General features: G+C 44.7%; 25 protein-coding genes. 15 read left to right on the forward strand and 10 right to left on the reverse strand.

Translation table 11 applies throughout. The annotated features are described in order from the left end of the window. The 7 genes from ABIO93_RS13410 to ABIO93_RS13440 all read left to right on the forward strand — a co-directional run. Positions 1-602, forward strand: a 602-nt coding sequence (locus ABIO93_RS13410; protein ID WP_348068407.1) for a hypothetical protein, incomplete at its 5' end; no start/stop codon positions are given. Further along, complete coding sequence (locus ABIO93_RS13415; RefSeq protein ID WP_348068409.1) at positions 599-1306, forward strand: hypothetical protein; 708 nt, start codon at positions 599-601, stop codon at positions 1304-1306. The genes ABIO93_RS13410 and ABIO93_RS13415, both read left to right, overlap by 4 nt. 174 nt (positions 1307-1480) lie before the next feature. Further along, the gene (locus ABIO93_RS13420; protein ID WP_348068411.1) at positions 1481-1693 is read left to right on the forward strand and encodes a hypothetical protein; all 213 of its coding nucleotides are present in this window, start codon (positions 1481-1483) and stop codon (positions 1691-1693) included. Between the two features lie 228 nt (positions 1694-1921). Next, positions 1922-2128 carry a hypothetical protein gene (locus ABIO93_RS13425; protein ID WP_348068413.1) on the forward strand — a complete coding sequence of 69 codons (207 nt, stop codon included), beginning with the start codon at positions 1922-1924 and terminating at the stop codon, positions 2126-2128. A gap of 298 nt (positions 2129-2426) precedes the next feature. Continuing rightward, the gene (locus ABIO93_RS13430; protein ID WP_348068415.1) at positions 2427-3794 is read left to right on the forward strand and encodes a Gfo/Idh/MocA family oxidoreductase; all 1368 of its coding nucleotides are present in this window, start codon (positions 2427-2429) and stop codon (positions 3792-3794) included. A gap of 93 nt (positions 3795-3887) precedes the next feature. Further along, positions 3888-4829, forward strand: coding sequence for a glycoside hydrolase family 43 protein (locus tag ABIO93_RS13435; RefSeq protein WP_348068417.1), 942 nt, complete (start codon positions 3888-3890; stop codon positions 4827-4829). Positions 4830-4954: 125 nt separating this feature from the next. Beyond that, positions 4955-5530 (forward strand): DUF4136 domain-containing protein, encoded by a 576-nt coding sequence (locus tag ABIO93_RS13440; protein ID WP_348068419.1) that lies wholly within the window; start codon positions 4955-4957, stop codon positions 5528-5530. A 73-nt stretch (positions 5531-5603) separates the two neighbouring features. Here ABIO93_RS13440 and ABIO93_RS13445 read toward each other — a convergent pair whose 3' ends face one another. From ABIO93_RS13445 to ABIO93_RS13455, 3 genes are read right to left on the reverse strand one after another with little or no spacing between them, the layout of a single operon-like run. Then, positions 5604-5981: a transcriptional regulator gene (locus ABIO93_RS13445; protein WP_348068421.1), complete on the reverse strand. Its 378-nt coding sequence runs from the start codon at positions 5979-5981 to the stop codon at positions 5604-5606. Positions 5982-5991: 10 nt separating this feature from the next. Next, positions 5992-6261: a type II toxin-antitoxin system HigB family toxin gene (locus ABIO93_RS13450; RefSeq protein ID WP_348068532.1), complete on the reverse strand. Its 270-nt coding sequence runs from the start codon at positions 6259-6261 to the stop codon at positions 5992-5994. Positions 6262-6273: 12 nt separating this feature from the next. Beyond that, positions 6274-7731, reverse strand: a complete 1458-nt coding sequence (locus tag ABIO93_RS13455) for a hypothetical protein (RefSeq protein ID WP_348068423.1) — start codon at positions 7729-7731, stop codon at positions 6274-6276. Positions 7732-7854: 123 nt separating this feature from the next. Here ABIO93_RS13455 and ABIO93_RS13460 point away from each other — a divergent pair, with 123 nt between their 5' ends. Next, entirely contained in the window at positions 7855-10812 is a 2958-nt protein-coding gene (locus ABIO93_RS13460; RefSeq protein ID WP_348068425.1) for an FAD-linked oxidase C-terminal domain-containing protein, read from the forward strand. A 3-nt stretch (positions 10813-10815) separates the two neighbouring features. Here the strand turns inward: ABIO93_RS13460 and ABIO93_RS13465 are convergent, their stop codons facing one another. Then, complete coding sequence (locus ABIO93_RS13465; protein WP_348068427.1) at positions 10816-11070, reverse strand: hypothetical protein; 255 nt, start codon at positions 11068-11070, stop codon at positions 10816-10818. Positions 11071-11281: 211 nt separating this feature from the next. On the opposite strand from ABIO93_RS13465, the gene ABIO93_RS13470 reads away from it, so the two are divergent. Then, complete coding sequence (locus ABIO93_RS13470) at positions 11282-12022, forward strand: hypothetical protein (RefSeq protein WP_348068429.1); 741 nt, start codon at positions 11282-11284, stop codon at positions 12020-12022. 74 nt (positions 12023-12096) lie between these two features. On the opposite strand, the gene ABIO93_RS13475 is transcribed toward ABIO93_RS13470, so the two are convergent. Together ABIO93_RS13475 and ABIO93_RS13480 are read right to left on the reverse strand one after the other, a co-directional pair. Then, positions 12097-13563 (reverse strand): SusD/RagB family nutrient-binding outer membrane lipoprotein, encoded by a 1467-nt coding sequence (locus ABIO93_RS13475; protein WP_348068431.1) that lies wholly within the window; start codon positions 13561-13563, stop codon positions 12097-12099. Between the two features lie 23 nt (positions 13564-13586). After that, on the reverse strand, positions 13587-16724 hold the full coding sequence (locus ABIO93_RS13480; protein ID WP_348068433.1) for a SusC/RagA family TonB-linked outer membrane protein: 3138 nt from the start codon (positions 16722-16724) through the stop codon (positions 13587-13589). A gap of 371 nt (positions 16725-17095) precedes the next feature. Here ABIO93_RS13480 and thrA point away from each other — a divergent pair, with 371 nt between their 5' ends. From thrA to ABIO93_RS13510, 6 genes are all read left to right on the forward strand, one after another. Beyond that, positions 17096-19552 (forward strand): bifunctional aspartate kinase/homoserine dehydrogenase I, encoded by a 2457-nt coding sequence (thrA, locus tag ABIO93_RS13485; RefSeq protein WP_348068435.1) that lies wholly within the window; start codon positions 17096-17098, stop codon positions 19550-19552. A 37-nt stretch (positions 19553-19589) separates the two neighbouring features. Further along, positions 19590-19928, forward strand: coding sequence for a nucleotidyltransferase domain-containing protein (locus ABIO93_RS13490; protein ID WP_348068437.1), 339 nt, complete (start codon positions 19590-19592; stop codon positions 19926-19928). 240 nt (positions 19929-20168) lie between these two features. After that, positions 20169-20315, forward strand: a complete 147-nt coding sequence (locus ABIO93_RS13495; RefSeq protein ID WP_348068439.1) for a hypothetical protein — start codon at positions 20169-20171, stop codon at positions 20313-20315. Next, positions 20312-21247 carry a homoserine kinase gene (locus ABIO93_RS13500; protein WP_348068441.1) on the forward strand — a complete coding sequence of 312 codons (936 nt, stop codon included), beginning with the start codon at positions 20312-20314 and terminating at the stop codon, positions 21245-21247. The genes ABIO93_RS13495 and ABIO93_RS13500 overlap by 4 nt, the downstream gene beginning before the upstream one ends. Before the next feature lie 89 nt (positions 21248-21336). Then, entirely contained in the window at positions 21337-21663 is a 327-nt protein-coding gene (locus ABIO93_RS13505; RefSeq protein WP_348068443.1) for an iron-sulfur cluster assembly accessory protein, read from the forward strand. Between the two features lie 187 nt (positions 21664-21850). Further along, complete coding sequence (locus tag ABIO93_RS13510; RefSeq protein ID WP_348068445.1) at positions 21851-22750, forward strand: sugar phosphate nucleotidyltransferase; 900 nt, start codon at positions 21851-21853, stop codon at positions 22748-22750. Between the two features lie 56 nt (positions 22751-22806). On the opposite strand, the gene ABIO93_RS13515 is transcribed toward ABIO93_RS13510, so the two are convergent. The 4 genes from ABIO93_RS13515 to modA all read right to left on the reverse strand — a co-directional run bounded on the left by ABIO93_RS13515 (position 22807) and on the right by modA (position 25943). After that, positions 22807-23484: an SGNH/GDSL hydrolase family protein gene (locus ABIO93_RS13515; RefSeq protein ID WP_348068447.1), complete on the reverse strand. Its 678-nt coding sequence runs from the start codon at positions 23482-23484 to the stop codon at positions 22807-22809. Positions 23485-23554: 70 nt separating this feature from the next. Then, positions 23555-24451, reverse strand: coding sequence for an ATP-binding cassette domain-containing protein (locus tag ABIO93_RS13520; RefSeq protein ID WP_348068449.1), 897 nt, complete (start codon positions 24449-24451; stop codon positions 23555-23557). Beyond that, positions 24432-25106 carry a molybdate ABC transporter permease subunit gene (gene modB, locus ABIO93_RS13525; RefSeq protein WP_348068451.1) on the reverse strand — a complete coding sequence of 225 codons (675 nt, stop codon included), beginning with the start codon at positions 25104-25106 and terminating at the stop codon, positions 24432-24434. The genes ABIO93_RS13520 and modB overlap by 20 nt, the downstream gene beginning before the upstream one ends. Before the next feature lie 84 nt (positions 25107-25190). Then, on the reverse strand, positions 25191-25943 hold the full coding sequence (modA, locus tag ABIO93_RS13530; RefSeq protein WP_348068453.1) for a molybdate ABC transporter substrate-binding protein: 753 nt from the start codon (positions 25941-25943) through the stop codon (positions 25191-25193). Between the last annotated feature and the right edge of the window lie 169 nt (positions 25944-26112).

Consider the following 26112-nt stretch of genomic DNA (forward strand, 5'->3'; position numbering starts at 1 on the left):
TTGCAAATCGCAAATTGCAAATCCAAAACTCAATTATTATGAAAGATCATAAAGGAATGAGACCACAGGACATTGTGGTATTACTGGCAATAGTTGCGGTTCAGAGAGCGGGTTGGGATAGAAAAGGATTAAGGGTTATTCATCGATTACCATTTCCATTAAATAAGGAGATAGCTGAATTACTGCGCATAAGTACCGCCGAAATATCAGCATCATTATATCGTTCAGCCTACGCGGGACTGATAGCGGACATTAGTTACAGCAAACAAGTGTTTTTACAATCATTGCTCGAATTCTTAAAATCGGGGTTAAAATATGTTTTTCCAGTTCAACCAGGTGCCATTGTAAGAGGTATTCCTACTGCTCACTCTGCTGATCCTTTAAAAAGTCAGCTTTCTTTTCAGGAAGAAATAGTCTGGGAACATGCTGATGGAAATGTAAGAGGGCAGGCGATTTTACCGTTATATAGCACCGTCCCGGAAATTGTTACGAAAAACAAACTGCTGTATGAGCTTTTGGCTTTAACCGATTCATTAAGAATTGGCGGAGCACGGGAAAGAGAGCTAGCGATCATTGAACTGGAAAAACGGTTCTTCCAATGATCTACAACAAACATTTATATGTAAAGCGGATTGAAGAAGTCGCCCAAAAACTAGATTACCTACTTGATGAAGTTGTTTTTGTAGGAGGAGCGGTAGTTGCTCTTTACGCAGATGACCCTGCCGCTTCCGAGGTGCGGCCTACGGATGATATCGATATTGTAGTAGGAATTTCAACCAGGGCTGGCTTTTCAACTTTCGAAGAGAAGTTGCGTGAATTAGGCTTTAAGAATGATATTGAATCAAAATTTATAGGACGTTATAAAATCAATGGCATCGTTGTAGACTTCATGCCCATTGAAGAAAATGTGCTGGGATTTAGCAATAGATGGTATAAAACAGGAATTGAGGAAAGTTTTCTATATCAGATTGATAGCGACATTTCAATTCGGCTAATGCCCTTTCACTACTTTATCGCCTCAAAAATAGAAGCGCATAATTCCCGAAATAAAGCTGATTTGCGGACCAGCAAGGATTTTGAAGATATTGTTTATTCATTTGATAATAGATTGGATCCATTAAAAGATATGCAGGAAGCGAAAGGAGATGTTGCTGCATACTTAAAAATACAGCTTGACGATTTCATGGAAAGCCCAAATTTCGATGAAGGAGTGTATTGTCATTTAACTCCTGCAAGCGCTTCTTCGCGATTTAGGCGAATAAAAGGGATTTGGTCTGCTTTTACATTGAATGTGACGGATGGTTAGGTTGTGAAGAAAGTCACCCCAGGCAGGTTTTGAAACGAATAAAAAAATGCCCACCCCAAACAAACGAAGGAGAATGTCGGGGAGTTCTTGAAGTAAGGTAATGCTGGTGACAAGAACCTGCGATGGTGTGCGAGACGCCATGACACACACTAATAATCCAAATTAACTGATAGAATGAGCAATCTCGAATTTGATAAGCAAGGTTACCTCATTCCATACGATTTGATTGATATTGAATGGTTTGAGTTGGAGGAAGTTTTTGTTTTCAGCCATGTGAGAGCAACTGTATTTATTGAGTTCAAAAAATTAGTTCAGGAGCTTTCTAGCATTGGCATTAAAAACTTTGAGATCTGGATTGACGGTTCGTTTGCAAGCAAACCCAAATGACATGGATTTAGTTTGTTTGATCGACAGCATCCAGTATCAGCATCATCAATCAACTTTTGCACAATTGAGAAACCGCTTTCCTTTGCTGGATATTTATTTTCTTAAACAATATCCGACTGATCATCCAAGTTACTTTTTAACTAACTTTGATAAGCTTGACTGGCTGCATTTCTTTACCAGAGATCGGCGGAATGACAAAAAAGGAATCCTAAAATTAAATGTTACGCTATGAAACCATATGATCAACTTCAAAGCGAAATTCAAAATACACTGGAGAAAATCGCGAGGGTAAATACATCTTTGGCAAGACATGAGGCGCAGGATTCACCGGATCAACTGGCTATTGAGCAGTACAATGATTTCAAAAATCAGCTAACGCAACAACTACTGGCTCTTTTAGCTGAAATGGATATTCGGTTGAACGTTGCAGCCTAAGTCGCGGTGTATCATTAAATTAACGATCACTTCCTTATTTTTTACTCAAAACTGGTGTCAAATCTACACTTTCGATGCTCTAATGGCTTTTTCTAATATTTGCCCGAGTAAAATCTTTCAAAATTAGCATACGTCTTTTTCGGTTCACGTTCAACTTTTTTTCTGAACGCTAAATTTTATTCCTCTTTATTTTTGGATTATGAATGCTTCCTAAAAGTGGACAGTAAAACGCCAGTCGCCTTACGCTTTTAATGGCATCCGGTTTTTTACCGTTATTCCTAACCAACCAACTTTGCTAATGAACACTTTCAATATCAATCGCCGGAGTTTTCTTCATGGCGCTACGGCGGCGCTTGCATTATCCTCTTTCGGCGCGCGTGGGATGGACCTGATCAATCCGGCCAAAACACTTCGCGTGGGTTTAATTGGTACGGGCTGGTATGGGAAAAGTGACCTTTTTAGATTGATACAAGTGGCTCCTGTTGAGGTGATTGCGCTTTGTGATGTCGATAAAAATCAGTTGAACGAGGCCGGAAAGCTGGTTAGCCAGAGGCAAAAGTCTGGTAAGGTCCCGAAATTATATGGCGATTATCAAAAGCTGCTTTCCGAGAACGAACTGGACATTGTACTCATCGGTACGCCCGATCATTGGCACGCATTGCAAATGATCGACGCAGTGAAAGCAGGAGCGCATGTGTACGTCCAGAAACCGATCAGCGTGGATGTGATGGAGGGAGAAGCAATGGTAGCCGCTGCAAGAAAATACAAAAAAGTAGTGCAGGTAGGTACGCAACGCAAGAGCACGCCTCACCTGATCGACGCTAAGAAAAATATAGTGGATGCAGGCTTGCTGGGCAAGATCTCTCATGTAGAAATGTGCTGTTATTTCCATATGCGAAACAATGGTAACCCACCAGTGGAAGCCGTTCCTGCGTTTTTGGATTATGAAAAATGGACTGGCCCGGCACCTCTAAGACCTTACGACGGGCTGCCTCATGTGCGCTGGTGGAGGACTTTTATGGAGTATGGTAATGGTGTAACCGGCGATATGTGCGTTCACATGTTCGATACTGTACGCTGGATGCTCAAATTGGGCTGGCCTACCAAGATCAGTTCGACAGGAGGTATTTATGTTCAGAAAGAAGGCAAGTCTAATATTTCCGACACACAATCCGCGATTTTTGAATATCCTGAGCTGAACTGTGTGTGGCAGCATCGTACCTGGGGCACGCCGAATAATCCGGATTACCCGTGGTCATTTACATTATATGGAGAGAAGGGAACGCTTTGGGCGAGTACAATGGCCTACGATTTTATTCCGCAGGGCAAAGGAGAAAAGATCCACAAAGACGTGGTTTATGAAAAAGAAAAGTATCCTGAAGATCTTAAAGAAGACAAAATAGAATTGAATGCTGCACCTGCGACGCGCCTGCATATGCTTGATTTTCTGAGTGCTATCGATAACAGTAGCCGCCCCGTAGCCGATATTGAAGAGGGACACATTTCGACAGCAAGCTGCATTCTTGCCAATCTTTCGATGAAAACTGGACGACCTATTGTTTATGATCCGGTAAAACGCGAAATTGTGGGAGATAGAGAAGCAAATGCCCTTCTGGCCCGCGCCTATCGTGCTCCCTACAAACATCCGGATTATAAAAACGTTTAGTTTGGTATAAAAAGCTTGTGGTCCCCGAGTCAATTCCCAGTACATCGCGTCCGGCTTAACCCGGGCGCGTATTTGTTTAAACCCCTCATCGTGATGTATTTAAGATTTTGTTTTGTTCTGTTCCAGATCATTTGGCTGGCTCATTCAGCTCGGGCACAGCGGGATGTTTACCTGTTTTCTTATTTTGTCGACAATGGCCAGGACGGGCTACATTTTGCATACAGTAAGGATGGTTTGACATGGGAAGCCCTGAAAAATGAAAAGTCTTTCCTGACACCCACCGTGGGCAAGGACAAACTCATGCGCGATCCATGCATTATCCAGGGACCCGACGGATTGTTTCACATCGTTTTTACCACCGGCTGGCACGACCGGATCATTGGTTATGCGTCCTCGAACGATCTGATCAACTGGTCTGAGCAAAAGGCTGTTCCCGTGATGGAACATGAACCTACTACCATGAATAGCTGGGCTCCCGAAGTTTTTTATGATGATCAGAAGAAGAATTACATCATTTATTGGGCCACGACCATTCCTGGCAGACATTCGGACGTGGCCGATTCTGAAAGTGAAAAAGGGCTTAATCACCGGATATATTATGTTACCACGCCCGATTTTAAAAGTTTCAGCGAGACGAAAATGTTCTTCAATCCAGAATTCAGTGTCATTGACGCGAGTATTTTGAAAAAAGGGAATTGGTATTATATGTTTTTGAAAAATGAAAATCCGAAACCTGCGGAAAAGAACATCAGGATCAGCAAATCAAAAAATGCGACCGGACCTTATCCTACCAAAGTTTCGGCGCCCATCACCGGGAATTACTGGGCAGAAGGCCCGACGGCCGTTGAAATTGGGGGCTATGTTTATGTGTATTTCGATAAGTACAGGGATCACCGTTATGGAGCTGTGAGATCGAAAGATATGGAGGTATGGGAGGATGTTTCTGAACAGGTGAAATTTCCGCAAGGAATCAGGCACGGAACAGTGTTCAAGGTCTCTGAGGCCATTTTTAATGGGTTAAAAAATGTTAAATAAAGGAAATTTTTAAACTCACATACCAACTTCATTTGTTTACAAGTTAAATAGTTGTTATCCGAAGATTTAAACCATTTGCCCTCGGAAAGTGTCAGAGATAATGTTAACTAAACGTTCAAACAAAAATGAAAAGCATAGTGAAGTTGATGAAGGCCGCCGGGATGGCGGTATTGCTGGGAATCTTTATGATGGCGTGTAGCCAGGCCCTTCAGGTGAGTTACGATTACGATTCTGCTGTTAATTTAAAGCAATTCAAAACTTTCAAAGTTGAGGCTGAACACAATATGGAAACAGATCCTCTTTTGGGTAGTGAGCTGAACAGAAGGAGATTAGGTGACGCAGTGGTTGAAGTAATGGAATCGAAAGGGTATAAAATGGACACGCAGAATCCTGAGATCATTGTGAGGTTTATGACAGATGTGAAAGATCGGCAGCAGGTTCGTTCCAATAACATGTATTCGCCTTATATGTGGTGGTACGGCGGCGGAAACAACATTTCTACCTACAATTATCAGGAAAGCCGCTTTATTCTGAACATTTATCAGAAAAACAGTGACCGGATGATCTGGCAGGGATGGGCGTCAGGCAAAGTGAAAGCGCCAACTAAAAAGGACGATCGCGAATCTATGGTAAAAAACACAATGGCCGATATCCTGAGAACATTCCCGCAAGCTACGCTGGATACGTACAGCAGAAAGTAATTTGAAAGTATGTTTTAAAAAAAAACTTACCAAGTCTTGGCGACCCCGTCTTCAAGACTTGGCAAGTTTTTTTTTATTTCGCTACCGAAAGATTCTTAGGCTCTGAAATAAGAACGTCCAGCGGAAAACCAAGACCATTATGCAGGTTTCGGATCATCTCAATCGAAAGACTTCGTTTTCGGTTTAACACCTTAGAGACATTTCCCTTATTCCCGATGAAAGGAACTAGATCGGTTGGCTTCAGTCCCATTTCTTCCATTCGGATTTTGATGTACTCGATAGGATCAGGTTCGTCTATCGGATAATTTTCCTCCTCATATTTGTTTACCAATAAAACCAAGATTTCCACTTCTTTGGCTTCGCTGCTACCTTTTGGTGCATCGAATAACAGATCAATGCGTTTGATAGCATTGTCATATTCTTCTTCTGTTTCAATTAATTTAATTTCCATAAAACCAGGTTTAAACATTACGGGCGTCCACTTTATCATATTCTGCATGCGTACCCAGCCATTTAATCATGATTCTTTTGTGCTCAAAACTAATCCTTGCGATTAACCGGTAATGGTTTCCTTTGATGTTGAAAATCACACGATTGTCCGAGACGAAATCTACACTGTTAAAATCAGACCTTAGTGCATTAAAATCTTTCCAGTTCGCTTTTCTGACTGTTTTGAACCAAGAAGTAAGATAGGTTTTGGAATCAGGATGGATTTCGTAGAAATCTCTTATTTTCTTGGTTTTTTATTTCGCTACCTTCTGCAATTCCGCATCCAGCGTCTTATTGTTTGGGAACTCCTGTGGAATCCAGCGGTTTACGATTTTGCCGGATGCGTCGGTGACCAAAAATGGATAGCGGATATCGATTGCGTATTTTTCTTTCAATTGCTCAATGGTTTCGTCGGAGGCCCAAAGGTGCTTGGCATTTGGTCTGTCCTTGGCGTATTGTTTCCAGGTTCCGAAGGAAATGCCGGGTGCAACGGATATGTACACAAAACTAGCTTTATCAGCATATTTATCCTCAAATGCCTTTAAACCAGGCTCATGTTGGCCAATGCTGAATGCGAAGACCATACATAGCGGCTTACCTTGCAGTGACGAAACTGCCACAGCTGAACTGTCCACATTCAAAAACTGAATCTCGGGCAATGCAGCTCCTGCTTGTAATGATTCCTTCGTTTGAATCAGTTTGGTAATGTACTCTGTGTTAGGCGACTGCGGAAAAGTCATTTTGTAGTCTTCTAGTAATGCTTTGCTTGTTTCCAGCGTCGGGATCGCAGTGGCTGCGTAATTCAGCCAATATGTGAGCAGATATTCTTTTTGTTTTGGGTAATCAGCGAGCTTTTCTTTGCTGAATGCGTACACATCTTTCAATGCAGCAGGACTGATCTCATAGCGGGATTCGGATTCTAGTGGAAACTTCCTTGTCGAAGGGATCAATGCCCAGTTGCGAAGTTCATCGCGATATGCCTGGCTCAGCAGTGCGTCGTCGGGAAGTATTTTGAAATCTGTTAATGTGAAGTCTTCCAGTTCCTTACGCTGCGCTGCATCCAGTTTGGTAACCCGGTTCCTCCTCATGATCTTCTCCTGGATCGCCCTGCGTGTCAGCGACGGTTCGGTGGTGGTAGTGGCCAAAACGTAAGCTTCGAAGCCCGGTACAGCAGGGTTCGCAGTTTTGAATTTTTCGAATGCTTCCGTTCTTACTTTTTTCAGACTGTCGCTCTGCTGAACTACACTTTTGTTATCGATCTGCGAAGGTTTGTAACCAAAAACAGGTAGGTACTGATACTGGTTTTCAAGAAAATAATTTTTCAGGAAGGTCTGATAGTTAGCGTTTTTGCCGGTGAAAGTAGGATCTGAATTCTCGGCAAAATTAATGGTGAGATCATCGCCCGGCTGTATAAAGAGCATCCAGGTTTTATTCACCGCATTACCGCTGTATTGTAAACGCATCATCCTCGGTTCATTAAGCTGAATGATGGACTTTTCAGAAGTTTTTTCGTTAAAATTAGCCGATACCACCGGTTCCAGCTTTACGTCTGCCAATCCGATGCCCAGATTGGGGTGAAAATGTACATCCTCCTGCACCAGCGTCACATTAACGGGGCCTTGTTTAGAACTTGTGAGGGTTATCGTTGCAGTATTCTGAGCTTTTACCACCAGACTTGCAAATAGAAATAGCAGTAGCGTTACTTTTTTCATTTCGTGTATAATATGAATTTTAGGTCACCGATAAAGTGTAAAAACTGTGCCAATATACGTACATAGTATGTCAATGCTCCGTAGTTCTGTTAACTTAGCTTTTTAATCTTTGCTTCTTTTGAAATGAATCGCGTTTCCCTATTTCAGTTCAATACCCTTCGTTCCCGGTTCACGGGAGAGCTTTATTTTGACGATTCGACCTTGCATGCTGCGCAAAAATCGATTTACGCGACAGACGCTTCTGTATATCAGGAAATGCCGATGGCGGTAGCTTTGCCGCGAACGGTTGAAGATATTCGTTTGCTAATCGAGTTTGCCGGAAATCATAAAGTGACGCTCATTCCTCGCGCGGCCGGTACTTCATTAGCCGGTCAGGTTGTGGGAAATGGTATCGTGGTGGATATTTCGAAGCATTTTGGGAAAGTGCTGGAAATCAATGCGGAGGAAAAGTGGGTACGCGTACAGCCCGGTGTCATTCGCGACGATCTCAATAAACATCTGGCGCCATTCGGATTGCTTTTCGGACCCGAAACTTCTACGGCCAGTCGGGCAATGGTGGGTGGGATGATCGGTAATAATTCCTGTGGTTTGCATTCGATTACCTGGGGCGCTACCCGGGATCATTTGCTGGAAGTTAAAGCACTGTTATCAGATGGTTCGGAGACAATTTTTAACAATCAATCCGTTTCGGATTATACCAAAACCATTACGGAAAAGCAGGCCAGAGGAAGAGAACAGGGAATATTGGCAGGAATGTACGGCCTGATCTCAAATCCGGTTAACCAGGAATTGATCAAAAAGCAATTTCCCAAACCAACTGTTACCAGACGAAACTCAGGCTATGCACTGGATGCATTGGTTCGCAACTTTGAAAATAACGACATTAACCTTTGCAACCTCATTGCAGGCTCGGAAGGTACATTATGCTTTGTTACCGAAGCCAAATTGGCATTGGTGGATGCGCCTCCCGCTGCCGTGGGCGTAGTATGTGTGCATGCCAATTCGCTTGCGGAATCGCTTCACGCGAACCGCGTTGCGATGACATTCAATCCAAAAGCGTCCGAACTGGTGGACCGATACATTATGGATTTTACCAAAAATCATACTGTGTATTCTCAAAACCGCTTTTTCATGCAAGGAGATCCGGCGGCGCTGCTCATGGTTGAATTTTGGGGCGATACAGAGGCGGAAGTGGAAGAGCAGGCGGCAGCATTAATTTCCAGTTTGAAGGTAGAAAATCTCGGTTATGCTTATCCATTATTGTTTGGCGAAGACGCAAATAAAGCCTGGGAGATCAGGAAAGCAGGTTTGGGGCTGATCAGAAACCTGCCCGGCGATACCCAGCCGGTAAACCTGATCGAAGACTGCGCGGTAGCCGTGGAAGACTTGCCTGCTTACATTGATGAACTGGCAGCATTGTTGAAACAACACAACCTGCACGCATCCTACTATGCACACGCAGGCGCGGGAGAGCTGCACGTGGAGCCGATGATCAATCTGAAAACTTCGGAGGGCAAGCGGCAGTTCCGGAATGTGCTGGCGGATACCGCGAAACTGGTCAAAAAATACAACGGGGCACTTTCCGGGGAGCATGGTGACGGTCGGTTGAGGGGAGAATTCATACCATTCATGATGGGTGAGGAGGTGTATGAAATGTTCAGGCAAGTAAAGCGCATCTGGGACCCGGACGGTATTTTCAATGCCAATAAAATCGTGGACACGCCTCCGATGAATGAGTTTTTGAGGTATGAACAAGATAAGCCGCAGCCCGAAATCAAGACTGTTTTCGATTTTTCAAGACAGGAAGGCATGCTGAGACTGGCTGAAAAATGCAGTGGTTCAGGCGATTGCCGCAAAACAGAACTGACTGGCGGTACTATGTGCCCTAGTTATATGGCGACGCGGCGGGAACGGGACACGACCCGGGCGCGGGCCAACATTCTTAGACAATATTTAACGCCAATCAAGGAAAAGCAAAAATCCATCACGCAGGGAATGGTGAAAGAGGTATTGGATCTCTGTCTTTCATGCAAAGGCTGCAAATCCGAATGCCCGTCGAGTGTAGACATTGGCAAAATGAAGGCGGAATTTACCCAGCAATATTACGAGAGCCATGGTGTTCCGATGCGTAGTAAGCTGATTGCCAATTTTTCAAAACAAATGAAACTGGCCTCCATTGCTCCCTGGGCATTCAATGGTGTGTTTGGTACGCCCGCATTGCGGAAAATTGCCAACAAAATGGTAGGCTTTCATCCCGATCGAACAATGCCGGTGCTTCATAGCCAAACTTTGAAAAACTGGTGGCTCAAAAGGAAATCAACGGACAAAAACGGCGCGGGTATCTCAGATAAGATGGTATACCTGTTCTGCGATGAATTTACGAACTATAATGATGTAGAAGTTGGACAAAAAGCCATTGAACTATTGGAAGCTCTCGGGTACCTGGTCATTATCCCGGATCATAAAGAATCAGGACGGTCTTATTTATCAAAAGGATTTGTAAAGGAAGCGCAGAAACTGGCGGTTGAAAACGTATCGCTATTGCAGGACAAGATCACTTATGATACGCCTTTGATCGGTATAGAACCTTCCGCGATCCTGTCGTTCAGGGACGAGTATGTGGACCTTGTTCCCGAAAATCAACGGAATGATGCACAGAAAATCGCTGAACATGCATTGCTTTTTGAAGAGTTTATCGCTCGTGAGATTGACGCTAAACGAATTAATAAAACTGTTTTTACACAAAAAAAGCAGCTGATCAAGCTGCATGGGCATTGTCACCAAAAAGCACTGTCAACGTTAACTGCCTCCAAAAAAGCAATGTCCTTGCCTGAGAACTACCAGGTACAACTTATTCCTTCGGGATGCTGCGGTATGGCAGGTTCTTTCGGATACGAAGAGGAACATTATGCCGTTTCCATGCAAATTGGGGAACTGGTGCTGTTTCCTACTGTCCGGCAGCAACCTGATGAAGTGATCATCGCTGCCTCCGGAACCAGCTGTCGACATCAGATCAAGGATGGAACAGGACGTAAAGCATTACATCCTGTTGAAGTATTATGGGACGCGCTGATCCGGTAGCAGCTATTTGCTATCCCGTACGCTTTCCATGATGGTATCCGAATTGGCTTGGGAGACCGTGTCTGACGCAACTGAATCGGCCATGGCCGGTACATTTTCAGAAGGATTATCCGACTCACTGAATTTTTCGTTGTGGTTAAAGAATCCACCCCAGAAAGCTATCAGCATCAGCACAACTCCGACTCCCAGAATCCATTTCCAAACATTTTTGGTGTTCTTGGTCGCCTTTGCTTCTTTATCTGTTTCTCGCCTGTCCATTTGTTCAATGATTTAGTTTGATGGGATCACTACCAATTTTGTACCAATGGCAATTACAGGGACATTAGGCGATTTATATAACATTGTGTTGATAAAATTTCCCCAAACTAAGTAGGTGAAAAAAAATGTAATAAAACGGGTATGTTTGATGTTACCTTAGTTGAAATTTGTTTTCATTAAGAAGATACTACTACCATTCATAGCCCAATTCATGAAAATTTTCCTCAACAGCCACGCATTCCTGATTGTATTATTTTTATTTATTGCCTCACACACTCAAGCGCAGAACACACGTAGTTTTTTTTCTGTGACAGGGGGTTATAGTTTGCCGGTAGGAGAGCTTGCCCGTGAAAAACTGGACGACCCATTCGCCGGATTAACTGGTTCAGGCTATTTTGGACAGGCCAATTACGACTTCCGTATCGCCCGCTGGGTAGGACTTCGCGCTTCGGGAAGTATGAATGTCAACAAAACGAATTCACAACCTATCATTGACAAAGCCAATAGTTATGCACAGGGATTAGGTGAGACCTTCGCCTGGCAGGCCAATGTATCCAAATGGAAACTGAATGCATTAATGATCGGTCCGGCCCTGTATATCAACATGGGCAGGGCACAAATTGAGCTGCATGCGCAGGTGGGGAAAATCTGGGCTAATTCGCCTACCGTAGATCTCCTTGGTACTGCTGAAAACGGTGGTCAACCAATCACCGTCAGTTTGAAACCAGCCTCAACGTCGGCAATTGGTTTGGCGGGAGGAGCGAGTTTGCGACTACCAATTGCGGGTAAGCTATATTTTCAGCTGAGCGGCGATGTAATTGGAGCGGAGGCAGAAATTAAGGATGTGACGATCAGGGCTGTAAGAGGTAGTTTCGATTTCTCTGAAAAGGTCTCTGAAAAGCGCTTCATCGGGGTAGTGAATGTAGGCGCAGGACTTGGAATTGCGTTTTAAAATATTGGAACACCAAAAAGAAACGGGTCGGATGCCGCACGCATCTGACCCGTTTCTTTTTCACACGAAGCTTACTACACTTCTTTGGCGAACCAAAGTTTCATTTTCATATCATTTTTACCACCCTGGGCGGAAAGCGCAGCTGAGAAGTTTTCCAGGTTCAGCGATTCTTCCGAACCCGGGTAAGGCATACGCGTAGGAATGATATTCTGGTTGGTATTGAGCAATGGTGGCTGCAATGCAGGAATACCCGTTCTGCGGAACTCGGTCCAGGCTTCCAGTCCTTGTCCGTACAGTGCGATCCATTTTTGTTCCATGATCTGCGTGAAGCCATCCGCACCTGCTTTCAATGCATTGGCTGTCAGGTACTCAGGCGCAACGGTCAGCTTATACTGAGCATGGGAGGCGGTGATTCCATCTGCATAATTTTTGGCGGCTTCTCCGGCTGCTGCGATTCCTTTGTATGCGAACTCAGCTTTCAGGAATAGTAATTCGGCATAACTAATAATCACAGCGGGAGCATTGGGAGCGATAAAATAAGCGCCTACCCTTGAAGTAGCTTCCAAACCTAGCTTACCAGCCTCCGATGAGGACAGGCCGTTTGGCACACCTACATAAGCAGGATTGAGCGTAGATAAGTTGGCATAGATAGGAAGCCTGGTATCGTTCAATGCTTTAAGTTTATTGACTAAAGTGGCACTTACGCGATGATCGTCCCGTGTTTTGCGATTAACATTGACCGGGTTCTGATTGTTGGTAACATCCAGATAGTTGAGCTGAACTGTTTCAGAAACAGCGCCGATCACAGGATATTTCGCAGGATCGCTCAAAATCCGGGTGATCTCAGCCTTGACATCAATGGGCGCATCCGCTTTGTCGATCATTCTGCTTAATAAGCGAAGGCTCAGCGTGTTTGCGAACTTTTTCCATTTCGTCAGGTCATTATTAAACAAAATATCACCGCTGATCGCAATGCTTTTGTCCGTCGCGTTAATGGATTCACCGGCAGCTTTCAATTCCGCTATCAAACCGGCATATACATCTTTTTGCTTATCATACTTCGGAAGCAAATTCCCTTCTAAGCCCATTAAAGCATCTTTATAAGGAATATCACCATAAACATCAGTCAGCAACGAAAATGCCCAAGACCTTAAAATGATGGCGACGGACTGGTAGTTCACATTGTTAGTTTCCACTCCGATTTTGTAAATCCTCTGATAATCGGCCAGCGATTCAATGTACAATCCCTGCCAGCCGGCTGTATACACATCGGCTGACACAGTATACTGGTCAATGTCGGTATACTGGATCCTGGCCCAGTGCTGCGAGAAACCGTCGCCTACGTCCATGCCCAGAGAGCCGCCCCAGTAAATATCCACGGCACTCTGGATGCCGTGAGGCAGGAAAAGATCCGCAGTTCCGGTAGCGGCACTGTTATTATTGGTATTAATCTCGTCAAAATCCCCTGTACAGGCTGAAAATCCTAATAATGTGGAGGACAGAAGGACTCTGAAAATGAATGAATTTATAGTCTTTTTCATATCAAATCGGTTAATAAAATGTCTCATAAATTGAAGCTGATGTTGAAACCTACCGTCTTGGTAGTAGGGATCTGACCGTTTTCTATACCTTGCAGGTTACCGTCGTTATAGTAGCTGGTTTCAGGATCGATGTGCGGAACGTTGCTTTTCAGCAAGGCCAGGTTACGTCCTACGATCGAAACAGCGATGTCGCGGAAAGGCAGTTTGTTGAAAACTTTGCCGGAAATCATATAAGTCAATTTTACCTCACGCAGCTTCACGTAGCTTGCGTCGAAAATGGTGTTCTCGTTGTTGGTCAGCAGGTAATATTTGTGGTGATACTCTTCGGACGAAATCCTTTTTTCATTCGCCACATATTCAGGGCTCGCAGCAGTTCCTTTATTGACCACGCCAGCACCGATCACACCTTCCTCACGACCGAATGTAGTTTCTTTCAAAACCCCGGTATAGCGGCCTACATTGATGGATTGCGAGAAAATGTCGCCGCCGGATTTAATGTCGATCAATGTACTCAGGGAGAATCCTTTGTAGGTAAATGTGTTGGAAATACCACCGATCCAGTCAGGAGTGAAGCTGCCTAGTACGCGGCTCACAGGGTCGATCATTGGATAGCCTTGTGCATCGTACACGATCTGTCCATCAGGAGCACGCAAGAAACCTTTTCCGAAGAATGTACCGTAAGGCTGTCCTACGCGGGCTTCCACGGACAGTCCGCGGAATGCGCTGTTGGTAGTTGCTTGTGTCAGCGGATTATAGCTGGTGTTCAGCTGGTAAGTAGTAAGGCCACCTTCCAGAGAAAGAACCCGGTTCTTGTTTTTTGCCCAGTTCAAACCAATATCCCATTGGAAATTACCAAGCTTGATCGGCGTAGCAGTCAATTGAATTGCAACCCCTGAGTTTTTAATCTTACCCGCATTCAAAAGTTTGGACAAAAATCCGGTAGCATTGGAAATATTGACATCCAGGATCTGGTTTTTAGAAACTTTGCTGTAATAAGTCACATCGATGCCGACCCGGTTGTGCCACAATCTGATATCCGTACCTACCTCGTAGGAAGAAGTAATCTCAGGTTTCAGATTTGCATTGAGCATTGCATTGTTTTCCGACAAGCTCGGCGTGCTGCCCCAGGCATTCTCGTATTTATAAGCACTTACCAGACGATAAGGATCGGTATCATTACCTACCTGAGCCACACCAGCCCTGATTTTTGCAAATGACAGTATCGATGATTTTACATTAAACATATCTGTAATGATCGCACTTACAGCCGCAGAAGGGTAGAAGTAGGAACGGTTGTCCGAAGGTAATGTACTCGACCAGTCATTTCTGGCAGTAACATCCACAAACAGATAATTTCTAAAACCGATATTAGCCGAAGCGTAAAGGCTGTTCACCGTCTTCTTAATGTAGCTGTTTTCTCCAACCAGCTTCTGGCGTGAGTTACCAAAGTTATACACCCGTGGGATCGCCAGCTCGGTAGCACCCATGTAGTTGCGCTGCGCGTAGTTGGTTCTGTGGTTTCCGCCAATGTTGGCAGTAATGTCGAACTCCCCGAATTTGTGTGTTGCATTCAAGAGGAAATCGGAGTTGGATTCGCGGACAAAAATCTGCTCTTCGTTGTAGGCGTCAAACAAATTGGAAGTTCCGATTACAGCCTGGCGTGCAGCAGTCTTGGTTTTGCGGCGGTCTTCGTAGAAGTCCGTTCCGGTCCTGCCCGTTAATGTAAGCCAGTCGGTGAATTTGTAGGTTGCTGAGAAGTTACCGTAAAGTCGGTCTTTTTCGTTGGCCTTTGTGCTTTCGTTGAGCAGGTAGTAAGGGTTAGTCCAGTAGTTATCGTTCCAGTTGTTCTGGTAAATGCTGCCTGGCTTTTTATAGGAAGTCAGTTTGTCCATATCCACCTGGCGACCAAACCAGATGAAGTATAAACCAAAGTTGTTTCTGTTGTCGCTTCCGTCTTTAATATAGTTACCGGTTGCTCGCACGCTCAGTTTCTTGGTCAGGTTCCAACCTACATTCAATGATACGGTACGACGTTTGTAGTCGGTATTAGGCAAAATACCAGTCTGGCTCAGATTGGTAAATCCGAGGCGGAAATCAGCTACTTCATTACCTCCTGTTACGGCAACGCTATTCGTATACGTTTTGCCAGTTTCGTAAAATTTATCAACATTATCAGGATGCGCGATCCACGGAGTCGGGGTTCTTGTTCCGTCGGAAGCGATCGGAGAATCGAATTGTGGCAGTAAGCGGCCATCCAATTTTGGTCCCCAGCTTTCATCCACGCCATCTCCTTTTCCACCACCTTTTCCATCGACGTAAGAAAATATGCCACCGGCACCTTGTCCGTAATCATTTTGCCATTCAGGAAGCCTGAACGGACTTTCGAATGCGGTGTTGGTATTGAATGACACACCAATTCCTTTCGTTCCCTTACCACTTTTGGTAGTGATCAAAACCACACCGTTCGCACCGCGGGAGCCGTAAAGTGCCGCCGCGCTAGGGCCTTTCAATACGCTGATCGACTCCACGTCGTCAGGGTTGATCGATGCGGCCGCATTACCATAGTCCACACCCGTTCCCGAGCCGAAGTTACTGTTATCAACAGGAACACCGTCTACAACGAACAGAGGCTGGTTATTACTACCGATCGAGCTGGCACCACGTATGATCATCCGGGACGATGAGCCGGGCGCACCGTTGGAATTGGTCACCTGCACACCCGCAAGCCTTCCCGAAAGTGAATTGACAAGGTTGGTTTCACGGGCTTGTGTCAGCGTCTTTCCGCTCACTTCCTGTACCGAGTAACCCAGTGCTTTTTTCTCGCGGGCAATACCCAGGGCCGTTACCACGATCTCGCTGAACTGGGTCGCGTCTTGTTCAAGTGTAATGTCGAAAGTCGTTTTGGAGCCGACAGGCACTTCGAGGGTTTTGTAGCCTATGAATGATACTACCAATGTGGCGCCGGATGGTGTGCTGATAGTGAATTCGCCGTTTGCATCCGTGGTGCTCCCCCGGCTGGTGCCTTTAATGAGGATACTCGCGCCCGGAAGATTCCCGTCTTCCGATTGAACCTTTCCTTTGATGTTCAGGTCCTGCCCGAAACCTGTCCCGGTGAGGAACAACAGAAAAGATAGAAAGCCTAAAGTAAAGACTTTTCTCATGATTGAATTTTTAAGGAGTGAAACAATTAGTAAAAAAGATAGACAGAACTATCTTCTATAATATTCGAAATTGGGACAATAAAACATTAGATAAAAATCTTTTTAAAGAATATTAATCGTAAAATATGATATTATTTAAAATATTATATTTTTAAAAATAATCATCCTATGTCTCTCCGAATTTTGGACAAATCCAATCCGAAAGGGTTTGCTTTTTGGTACTATTCAGCGACTTACCAAAAAATATCAGCGTTAGGCGCATTTCAATAGATCATTGAAGTATGCGGCGTTTGAATTGTTATATTTGCATTCAATTCAAAAACAAAGGGCGGTGAGCCAGTTGTAATCTGCGTATTCGAATATAGCTTTAAATGAAGGTTCTTAAATTTGGCGGTACCTCTGTCGGTTCGGTTGACAGCATCAAAACAGTAATCAGTATCCTTGAAGACAATCTCGCGAAAGGCGAGCGCATCGCGGTTGTTTTCTCAGCAATGGGAGGGGTTACGAACCGTTTGATTGAAATAGGGAAAATGGCTGCCGCCGGCAATACCGAGTACATTGAATTCCTGAAAGTCGTTGAAGAAAGGCATTTTTCAGTGGTAAGAGGACTGATCCCGGTAAAGAACCAAAGCAGTACTTTCGCTGCAGTAAGAGGTATTTTCAATGAGCTGGAAGACATTTTGAAAGGTGTATCCTGGATCAAGGAACTGTCGGAAAGGACATTGGACCTGATCATGAGCTTTGGTGAGCGACTTTCTACAATGGTCATCACCGAAATTCTTAAAAGTAAAGGCATCAACGCTGAATTCTGCGATGCGCGGCAGATCATCCATACCAATGCTACCTATGGCATGGGGGATGTTAATTTTGAAATTACAAATCATCAGATTTTAGAATATTTTGCAAAAACCTCCGCGCTGCAATGCGTAACAGGGTTTATCGCATCCACTGCAGAAGGCATTACCACTACGCTTGGCCGTGGCGGTTCCGATTATACGGCTTCCATTCTGGCTGCGGCCCTGGAAGCGGATTCCATTGAAATATGGACGGATGTGGACGGTATGATGACGGCCGACCCGCGTAAAGTGGCCAATGCATTCACGATTCCTTCTATTTCCTATGCCGAGGCGATGGAGCTGTCACATTTCGGAGCAAAAGTGATCTACCCGCCGAGTTTGCAACCTGCATTTGCGAAAAACATTACATTGAAAGTCCTGAACACATTCAATGTAGATTTTGGAGGTACTTATGTTCAGAAATCCGCTAACGGTAAGGAGTATGCGATCACCGGAATTTCATCGATCGACGAGATTGCGCTGGTGAACATACAAGGCAGCGGGATGATCGGCGTGGCGGGGATTTCGGGAAGGTTGTTTACAGCACTTTCCAATCATGCGATCAGTGTGATCCTGATCTCGCAGGCTTCGTCGGAGCATTCCATTTGTTTTTCTATTGATCCAAAAAATGCTCAGCGCGCCAGCGAAGTACTGGAAAGAGAATTTGCAACAGAAATAAGTATAGGGCATATCGATAGCATTGTCATTGAAAAAAACCTGTCGATTATTGCTATCGTCGGTGAAGGAATGAAAAAGAGCACCGGGGTTTCCGGGAAGCTTTTTTCTGCTTTGGGTAAAAATGGTATCAATGTCGTTGCCACGGCGCAGGGCTCGTCTGAGCTTAATATCTCTGTGGTAATTGCAAAAAGTGACTTATCCAAAGCACTTAATGCGATCCACGGCGTATTCTTTCAGTCCGAAACACGCTCATTAAATTTGTTTATAGTAGGTGTAGGCCTTATCGGTGGGACGCTTTTGGAACAAATCAGAAACCAGACGAAGTATTTGAGAGAAGAAAAATTACTGAACCTGAACATTGCAGGGCTTTCCAATACAAAAAAAATGCTCCTCGACCCGGACGGTATCAAGCCTGAAAACTGGCGCGATAGGGTAATGGATGAGGGTGTTAAGACCAGTCTCCCAGCTTTTGTGCAAAGAATGATCGAGCTGAATTTGCCGAACAGCGTTTTTGTCGATTGTACGTCGGAAAAGGACATTGTGCAATACTATCACATGCTGCTGGACGCGAGTATTTCGGTGGTAACTCCCAATAAAGTAGCCAACTCCGGTACTTATGCGGAATATCTTTCATTGCAGCGCACAGCATTGCAACGCGGTGTTAAGTTCCTCTACGAAACCAATGTAGGTGCAGGTTTGCCGATTATCAATACCATGCAGGGATTGATGGCGAGCGGCGACAAGTTCCTCAAAATAGAAGCCATTCTGTCCGGTACATTATCATACATTTTCAACAATTTCGGCTCAGATAATCGTTTCGTGGACATTGTGAAGGAAGCGAAAGCGAAAGGTTTTACCGAGCCGGATCCAAGAGAGGATCTGAGCGGAGCGGATGTTGGGCGTAAAATACTCATCCTGGCGCGGGAAGTGGGCGTGCCGCTTGAAGCAGAAGAAGTGAAAATTTCACAGATACTACCAGGTAATTGCCTCAATGCGCCAACGGTTGATGCATTTTTCCAGGAGCTTGAAATTTCAAACGGCTTCTTCGCAGATCTTCAGTCAGAAGCTGAGGCAGCTGGCGGGAAGTTGCGGTACATTGCCACATTGGAAAATGGCAAGGCCAGCATTGAATTGAAAACAGTGGACGCTCAACATCCTTTTTACACACTCTCAGGCAGCGATAACATTGTATCCTTCACCACAGAGCGCTACAAAGACCGTCCGTTGGTCATCAAGGGCCCGGGCGCAGGCGCAGAAGTGACGGCCTCCGGTGTATTCGCGGATATTATGAGTATTAGTAGCTATTTGGGTTAAAGGATTTTAAATTGTGATGTTTTAAGCAATCAAGGCTATGAGCAACAAAAACATCCCCGAATCAATCAAGGAGTTGACAGAAGAGTTTGTCAATCGGATGGATCAATTATATGGTGAAAGGCTTCATAAGGTGATTTTATTCGGATCATATGCGAGAGGTGATTATCGCGAGGATTCTGATATTGATTATCTGGTTGTTTTGAATGATGAGGATATCAAGCCCTATGAAGAAATCAGTAATCTGTCACCTACCACTTTTGATTTGTCTTTAAAATACCTGATGTCGGTCTCTGCTGTTCCTGTTTCCAGGAATAAGTTCGATCATTATGGATCTCCGTTATTGAAGAATGTTCGTGAAGACGGTATTTTGCTATGAAAGACGTTTCTCTTTCGGATATAGTAGCAAAAATGGTCGGCTGTTTGGACGATGCGAGAGAGCTACTAGAACTTAGGAGAGCAGAATCAGTATTGAATCGTTCCTATTATGCCCTGTTTCACGGCGTCCAGGCTTTGCTTTTCACAATTAATTTACCTGCCAAGTCACACAGGGGCACATAATGCTTTTCACAAAGAATTTATATTGCCTGGGTTAATCGAAAGAAAACTAGGCCTAGCTTTGAAAAGGACCTTTGGGAAAAGGCAATTCAGCGATTACGAATATGATGAAGTTTCTTACAAAGATGCTCTTGAATCTTTTGAGGATGCGGAATATTTTGTCAAAGGCATCATCAATTATTTAAAGGAAAACAATTATTTAAAGTGAATTCAATAAAAGCTTTTGCGCCGGCGACGGTGGCTAATGTGGCGTGTGGGTTTGATATTTTTGGTTTTGCGATCAAAGAGCCGGGAGATATAGTGGAACTGCATCGGCGCGACGAGCCCGGTGTTGTGATAAGAGATATTACAGGTGATGAAGGACGTTTGCCGCGCGCTGCTGAAAAAAATTCAGTAACTGTGGTCATGCTGCATTTGCTTAAACATTTGGGTATCAAAGACCTGGGTTGTGAAGTAACATTGCATAAGCAGATGCCCCTCGGTAGTGGCATGGGTTCCAGCGCAGCGAGTGCGGTAGCAGGAGTAGTAGCGATGAATGAATTGCTCGGTAACCCGCTGACCCGCCAGGAATTGCTGCCTTTCGCCATGGAAGGAGAGCGCATTGCTTCCGGCTCGGCACATGCTGATAATGTTGGTCCTTCGCTCCTGGGTGGTTTTGTAGTAATCAGAAGTTATAATCCGCTGGACATTTTTACCATTCCGGTACCCGAAGATTTGTATTGCACGCTAGTCCATCCGGATATTGAAATTAATACCAAAGATGCCCGATTTATACTCAGAAATGAGGTTTCGCTGAAAAATACGATCGCCCAAATGGGTAATGTGGCCGGACTAGTAGCTGGGCTAATGAAATCTGATTACGAGCTGATTAGCCGATCGATGGTGGACGTGATCATTGAACCAGTCCGCTCTATTTTAATTCCGGAATTTAAAGAAGTTAAGCAGGCCGCGATCAATAATGGAGCACTGGGTTGCAGTATTTCAGGTTCAGGGCCGTCGATGTTTGCGCTAAGCCGTGGGCTGGAAAATGCTCAAAATGCAGGTAAAGCAATGCAGGAAAGATTTGCGGCTGCGGGAATTGAATCGGGCCTGCATGTTTCGGCAATTAATCAGGGTGGAGCAGTGATTTTAAATGATTAGTAAAAGGGAGGAATCATTTTTGAAAATGGAGTGAACTTTCTTATTCGTGTAGGACGTTATTTGAGCTAAGTACAAAAAATAAAAAGACCATGGTTACTGTAAGTGATACTGCAAAAAACAAGATTGTTGAACTCCGGAATGCAGACGGTCATGAGGACGATTATCAGATTCGTGTAGGCGTACTCGGCGGAGGTTGCTCCGGTTTGACTTACAATCTGGAATTTAACTCGGATTCGAAACCCACCGATATGGTTTTTGAGGATAAAGGGGTGAAAATTATTGTAGACAAGAAAAGCATTCTTTATCTAGCTGGAACAGTGCTCGATTTTTCAGATGGCTTAAATGGTAAAGGCTTTCAATTTGTAAATCCAAATGCAACCCGGACCTGCGGATGCGGCGAAAGCTTTGCAGTATAGAAATTCTTAAAATATTTTATTTTGGAAAACGCGCTCTTTAAAACGGAGCGCGTTTTTTTTTACGTAATGAATGGGCTTAATTTGCCCCCACAAATGATAGATTTTTAGCAGATAATTCACTTTAAAAGCGCTGAAAGCTGTTTTTTGATTTTTGCACACAACGGTACTGCCGTTTAAAACTATTTGAATGAAACCAACTCTTTTGATTTTAGCTGCCGGAATAGGCAGTCGTTACGGAGGCATCAAGCAACTTGACCAGTTCGGTCCCAACGGAGAAACGATCATTGATTATTCACTATATGACGCGATACGCAGCGGTTTTGGTAAGGTAGTTTTCATCGTTCGTCAGGAAATAAAAGAAAGTGCCGAGGCTCTATTTGCGCCCATATTGAAAGGGGAAATTGACTTTGACTTTGCAATTCAGGGTGTGCAGTCTTACGTTCCGGAAGACCTGGGAACGGTGGATCGTGTGAAGCCTTGGGGTACGGGACATGCGACGTTATGCGCCTGGCAGCAAACGGATACGCCTTTTGCGGTGATTAATGCGGATGATTTTTACGGGCTTAATGCATTCCAAACAATGTCTGCCTTTTTACAGAATGACATGAATCCTAACCAGCACGCCATGATTGGTTACGAGCTAAAACGGACACTATCTGAAAACGGCACAGTATCACGCGGCGTTTGCGTGGAGCGCGAAGATCATAATCTGGAATCGGTTGTGGAAAGAACCAAAATCTTCGAAGAAAATGGCAAGATCTATTTTGAAGAAGAAGACATCAAAATAGCACTGGAACCCGAAACTCCTGTTTCAATGAATTTTTGGGGTTTTAAACCTTCTATGTTCCCCATCACAAAGGATTTGTTCGATTCCTACGCAAGAACTAACATCAATACACCCAAAGCGGAATTTTACATTCCGACTGTGATGACCCATATCATCAAAAACGGCCTGGGCGACTGCCGCGTTTTCCGGACTTCGTCCAACTGGTTTGGAGTGACCTATCCGGAAGATAAGCCTACCGTACAGGCCTCGTTAGCTGCGCTGCATGTGCTGGGAGATTACCCGGAGCGGCTTTGGGATTAGGTTCATAAAAAAACTGCTTCAAACATTGAAGCAGTTTTTTTATGAACTTCGATAACCTACCTCTGTACCAAAGCTTCGAGCATCTTCTCCGCCAGAAACTTATTACCAGCATCCGTTAAATGCACGCGGTCGCTGGTCAGGATTCCTTTCTCCTTGTTTTCAGGATTGTTTTGGGTTAGGTAGTCCTGGAAGTATTTTCTCAGGTCGCATACTTGCAGGCTGTTACGGGTTGCAATTTCACGGATCAGTTTGGAGTATTGGTTCAGGTCACCGTCCTGGGAGTTGGAAGCATCATTTCTCTCGCCGATCACGGTAGGCGTGCAAACGATGACGCGAATGTTCTGAGCTTTCATTTTTTTGATCAGAGCTTCGTAAAACTTCACATATTTATCGGCGTCAGTACCCGTTCCCGAGGACGCTTTATGCCATACGTCGTTGATACCTACATAAATGAAAACGACATCCGGCGTTTTGGATAAAACATCATCTTCCAGGCGTAAGTAAAGGTCATAAACTTTGTTACCGCCAATTCCGGCGCCTATTAGTTCATATTGACCTTCCTGGCCTTTTGTTTTTAACATTTCGCCCATTTGGGTAATGTATCCTGTAGGGTTTACGCCCGCCTGGGTGATGGAGTCTCCAAAGAAAATGACGCGCAATGGCTTGTCCTGGCGCATCGCCAGCAAGGGCAATGCAAAAATGGCAACTTGTAATAATTTGAAAAGTACCCGCATAGAATAGTGGAAATATGTTTTTTTGAAAAAGACAGCTGCTATTTAAAATTACCCTAAACCTCAGCCAGCTCTACCGGTTGTTGACTAACCTGATCCGGCCGGGTTCGAGCGAATAGGGCAATGTAAAGTTGTTTCCGGGAAGCATTTGCGGCTCCATGTCTAGTGAAAGCGACAATTGCCGGACTTTATTCTCAATCAGAGCACTGACCAGCAAATGGCCATCGAGCTTCTGGCAGCTCAGTACTTCGCCGAAAAGTGTAAAGTCGCCGACATCATCCGTTTCACTGGTGTAGACTTCCGCCGGGCTACCTGATTGCGTGATTTTGCCATGGTTCATGATCATGACGCGATCGGCGAGCCGGAACATTTCACCAATGTCATGCGTGACGATCATGACGGTAAATTGATAAAGCCGGTGAAATTTTAATAGCAGGTTCTGCAACTGATAGCGCATGGAATGATCCAATGCTGCAAACGGCTCGTCTAATAGCAACAAATCCGGTTTACGTACGAGCGCCCGGGCCAGTGCGACGCGCTGCTGCTGCCCGCCTGAGAGCTGATGTGGTTTTCGTCCGCTAAGCTGGGTGAGTTCCATGGCTTCCAGGAGCTCGTCGGTGACTTTCTCATCACCTTTTTTTTCAAGCGCAAAAAGCAGATTTTCCTGCACAGTCATATGCGGAAACAATGAGTAATCCTGAAAAACGAATCCAATGTTGCGCTTTCGGGCTGGTACCTGAATATTTTGAGAAGTATCCAGCCATAACTGCTGGTTCAATGATATTTTTCCTGATTGTGGATTGACTAGCCCGGCAATTTGTCTCAGTAATGTCGTTTTTCCTGCACCGGAAGGCCCTGTCAACGCCAGAATGTTCCCTTTTGAAAGTGAAAAAGTGACTTCCATCGGTAGAATTCCGTTGGCAGTTTGAAGAGAATGCCGGATGTTGATGTCAAGAAGATTGTCGGACACGAAGCAGGCGGTTGTTGATAGAATAGACCATCAGCAAAATAACGAATGTAATTGCAAAAAGCACCATAGCGTATTGGTTTGCCGCCGGATAGTTGAGCGCCTCCACTTCGTTATAAATAGCAACAGATGCTACCTTGGTCACGCCGGGAATGTTGCCGCCAATCATCAGCACTACCCCAAATTCCCCGACAGTATGCGCGAATGTGAGCACAAAAGCAGTTAGAATGGCTGGTTTGCAATTGGGTAACAGTACTTTATAAAAAGTAACCCATTCGCTTTTTCCCAAAGTATAAGAAGCCTCCCGCAATGAAGATGGTAATGATTGTAACCCGGCCCTGATCGGATAAACCATAAAAGGAAGACTATATAATATCGACGCTATGACCAGCCCCGGGAATGAAAACACGAGCCGCAGTCCCAGTACCTTTTCAATCCACGCACCAAACCAATAGGACGGGCTGAATGCCAACAGGAGGTAGAAACCAATCACAGAAGGAGGCAAAACGAGCGGCATACCAATGATGGCTTCCACCACACCGCGCCCCTTGAATTTCCCGAAAGCCAGCCAGTACGCTACCGGCATCGCCAATACGAGCAGAATCACAGAAGTGATTATTGCGAGTCGGAAAGTGAGCCAGAGGGGTTGCCAGTCCATTTTAATGAGTGAATCCGCCGTGGAACGGGAGTGAATGACTGAATGAGTGAATGAGTGAATGAGTGAGTGAATGAGGGCTTGTGATCATTTATAGCCGTATTTTTTGAAAATCTGTTTGGCTTTGTCGGAGTATAGAAAACGATAGAATTTAGTGCTGGATTCTTTTTTTGGAGAGTCTTCACTGTGTTTTAGCAGGATGGCTGCCTGTTGAATGGGCTTGTGTAACGTGGAATCGATGACGATGTAGTGACCTTTGTTCTTCATTTCTGGTGAAAGCACGATGGATAGTGCATTGAAACCTGCTTCTACTGATCCGGTAGAAATGTACTGGGCGGTTTGTGCGATGCTTTCGCCGTAGACCAGCTTTTTTTCTGTTTTTTCAATGATGTTCTGAGTTTTCAAAACTTCGATCGCAGCCTCGCCATATGGGGCGTTTCGTGGATTGGGAATAGCTATTTTTTTAACCTTTTCGGTGGCGAGTATGGCAATGTTAAGCTCAGGTTGCGCCATGTCTTTTGACCATAGTACCAGCGATCCGGTCGCGTATATTTTCGGTTTTTCGTCTGATCCACCATTTTTAAATATTTCCTGAGGATATTTTGTGTCCGCGGAAACAAAAACATCGAATGGTGCTCCCTCTCTGATCTGCGCCGTGAGCTTTCCCGACGAGCCTACGACGATCTGAATCTCCTCGCCAGTTTCTTTTGCAAATTCCTTCTGGATCTCCTTCATGACGTACTGTACATTGGCGGCCGTAGCGACGACGATCTTATCCGATGGTTTGGAACAACCGGAAAGAATTACAGAAAACAGAAGAAAGATGCGTTGAATGTTCATCCCGCAATTTAGAGGATTTTTGGTTTCTATTGCATGTGACAACAGGAAGCCCCTCCGGGGCTCAATCAAAAAAATAAAATCCCCCTTTTCTAGAAACAGGGTGCGCCTCTGGCGCAATGATGCAAGGAGTAAAATAGATCGAGACAAGGATTCTGGAACCATAACGTAC

It is taken from the genome of Dyadobacter sp., from assembly GCF_039919315.1.
Lineage (GTDB): Bacteria > Bacteroidota > Bacteroidia > Cytophagales > Spirosomataceae > Dyadobacter.

Excerpts from the sequence above, each read along its gene's own strand:
- ABIO93_RS13420 (WP_348068411.1), top strand. The coding sequence starts at position 1,481 with ATGAGCAATCTCGAATTTGATAAGCAAGGTTACCTCATTCCATACGAT.
- thrA (WP_348068435.1), top strand. The coding sequence starts at position 17,096 with ATGAAGGTTCTTAAATTTGGCGGTACCTCTGTCGGTTCGGTTGACAGC.
- ABIO93_RS13490 (WP_348068437.1), top strand. The coding sequence starts at position 19,590 with ATGAGCAACAAAAACATCCCCGAATCAATCAAGGAGTTGACAGAAGAG.
- ABIO93_RS13465 (WP_348068427.1), bottom strand. The coding sequence starts at position 11,070 with ATGGACAGGCGAGAAACAGATAAAGAAGCAAAGGCGACCAAGAACACC.
- ABIO93_RS13515 (WP_348068447.1), bottom strand. The coding sequence starts at position 23,484 with ATGCGGGTACTTTTCAAATTATTACAAGTTGCCATTTTTGCATTGCCC.
- ABIO93_RS13430 (WP_348068415.1), top strand. The coding sequence starts at position 2,427 with ATGAACACTTTCAATATCAATCGCCGGAGTTTTCTTCATGGCGCTACG.
- modB (WP_348068451.1), bottom strand. The coding sequence starts at position 25,106 with ATGGACTGGCAACCCCTCTGGCTCACTTTCCGACTCGCAATAATCACT.
- ABIO93_RS13470 (WP_348068429.1), top strand. The coding sequence starts at position 11,282 with ATGAAAATTTTCCTCAACAGCCACGCATTCCTGATTGTATTATTTTTA.
- ABIO93_RS13480 (WP_348068433.1), bottom strand. The coding sequence starts at position 16,724 with ATGAGAAAAGTCTTTACTTTAGGCTTTCTATCTTTTCTGTTGTTCCTC.
- modA (WP_348068453.1), bottom strand. The coding sequence starts at position 25,943 with ATGAACATTCAACGCATCTTTCTTCTGTTTTCTGTAATTCTTTCCGGT.
- ABIO93_RS13445 (WP_348068421.1), bottom strand. The coding sequence starts at position 5,981 with ATGGAAATTAAATTAATTGAAACAGAAGAAGAATATGACAATGCTATC.
- ABIO93_RS13435 (WP_348068417.1), top strand. The coding sequence starts at position 3,888 with ATGTATTTAAGATTTTGTTTTGTTCTGTTCCAGATCATTTGGCTGGCT.
- ABIO93_RS13460 (WP_348068425.1), top strand. The coding sequence starts at position 7,855 with ATGAATCGCGTTTCCCTATTTCAGTTCAATACCCTTCGTTCCCGGTTC.
- ABIO93_RS13415 (WP_348068409.1), top strand. The coding sequence starts at position 599 with ATGATCTACAACAAACATTTATATGTAAAGCGGATTGAAGAAGTCGCC.
- ABIO93_RS13475 (WP_348068431.1), bottom strand. The coding sequence starts at position 13,563 with ATGAAAAAGACTATAAATTCATTCATTTTCAGAGTCCTTCTGTCCTCC.
- ABIO93_RS13455 (WP_348068423.1), bottom strand. The coding sequence starts at position 7,731 with ATGAAAAAAGTAACGCTACTGCTATTTCTATTTGCAAGTCTGGTGGTA.
- ABIO93_RS13440 (WP_348068419.1), top strand. The coding sequence starts at position 4,955 with ATGAAAAGCATAGTGAAGTTGATGAAGGCCGCCGGGATGGCGGTATTG.
- ABIO93_RS13505 (WP_348068443.1), top strand. The coding sequence starts at position 21,337 with ATGGTTACTGTAAGTGATACTGCAAAAAACAAGATTGTTGAACTCCGG.
- ABIO93_RS13510 (WP_348068445.1), top strand. The coding sequence starts at position 21,851 with ATGAAACCAACTCTTTTGATTTTAGCTGCCGGAATAGGCAGTCGTTAC.
- ABIO93_RS13425 (WP_348068413.1), top strand. The coding sequence starts at position 1,922 with ATGAAACCATATGATCAACTTCAAAGCGAAATTCAAAATACACTGGAG.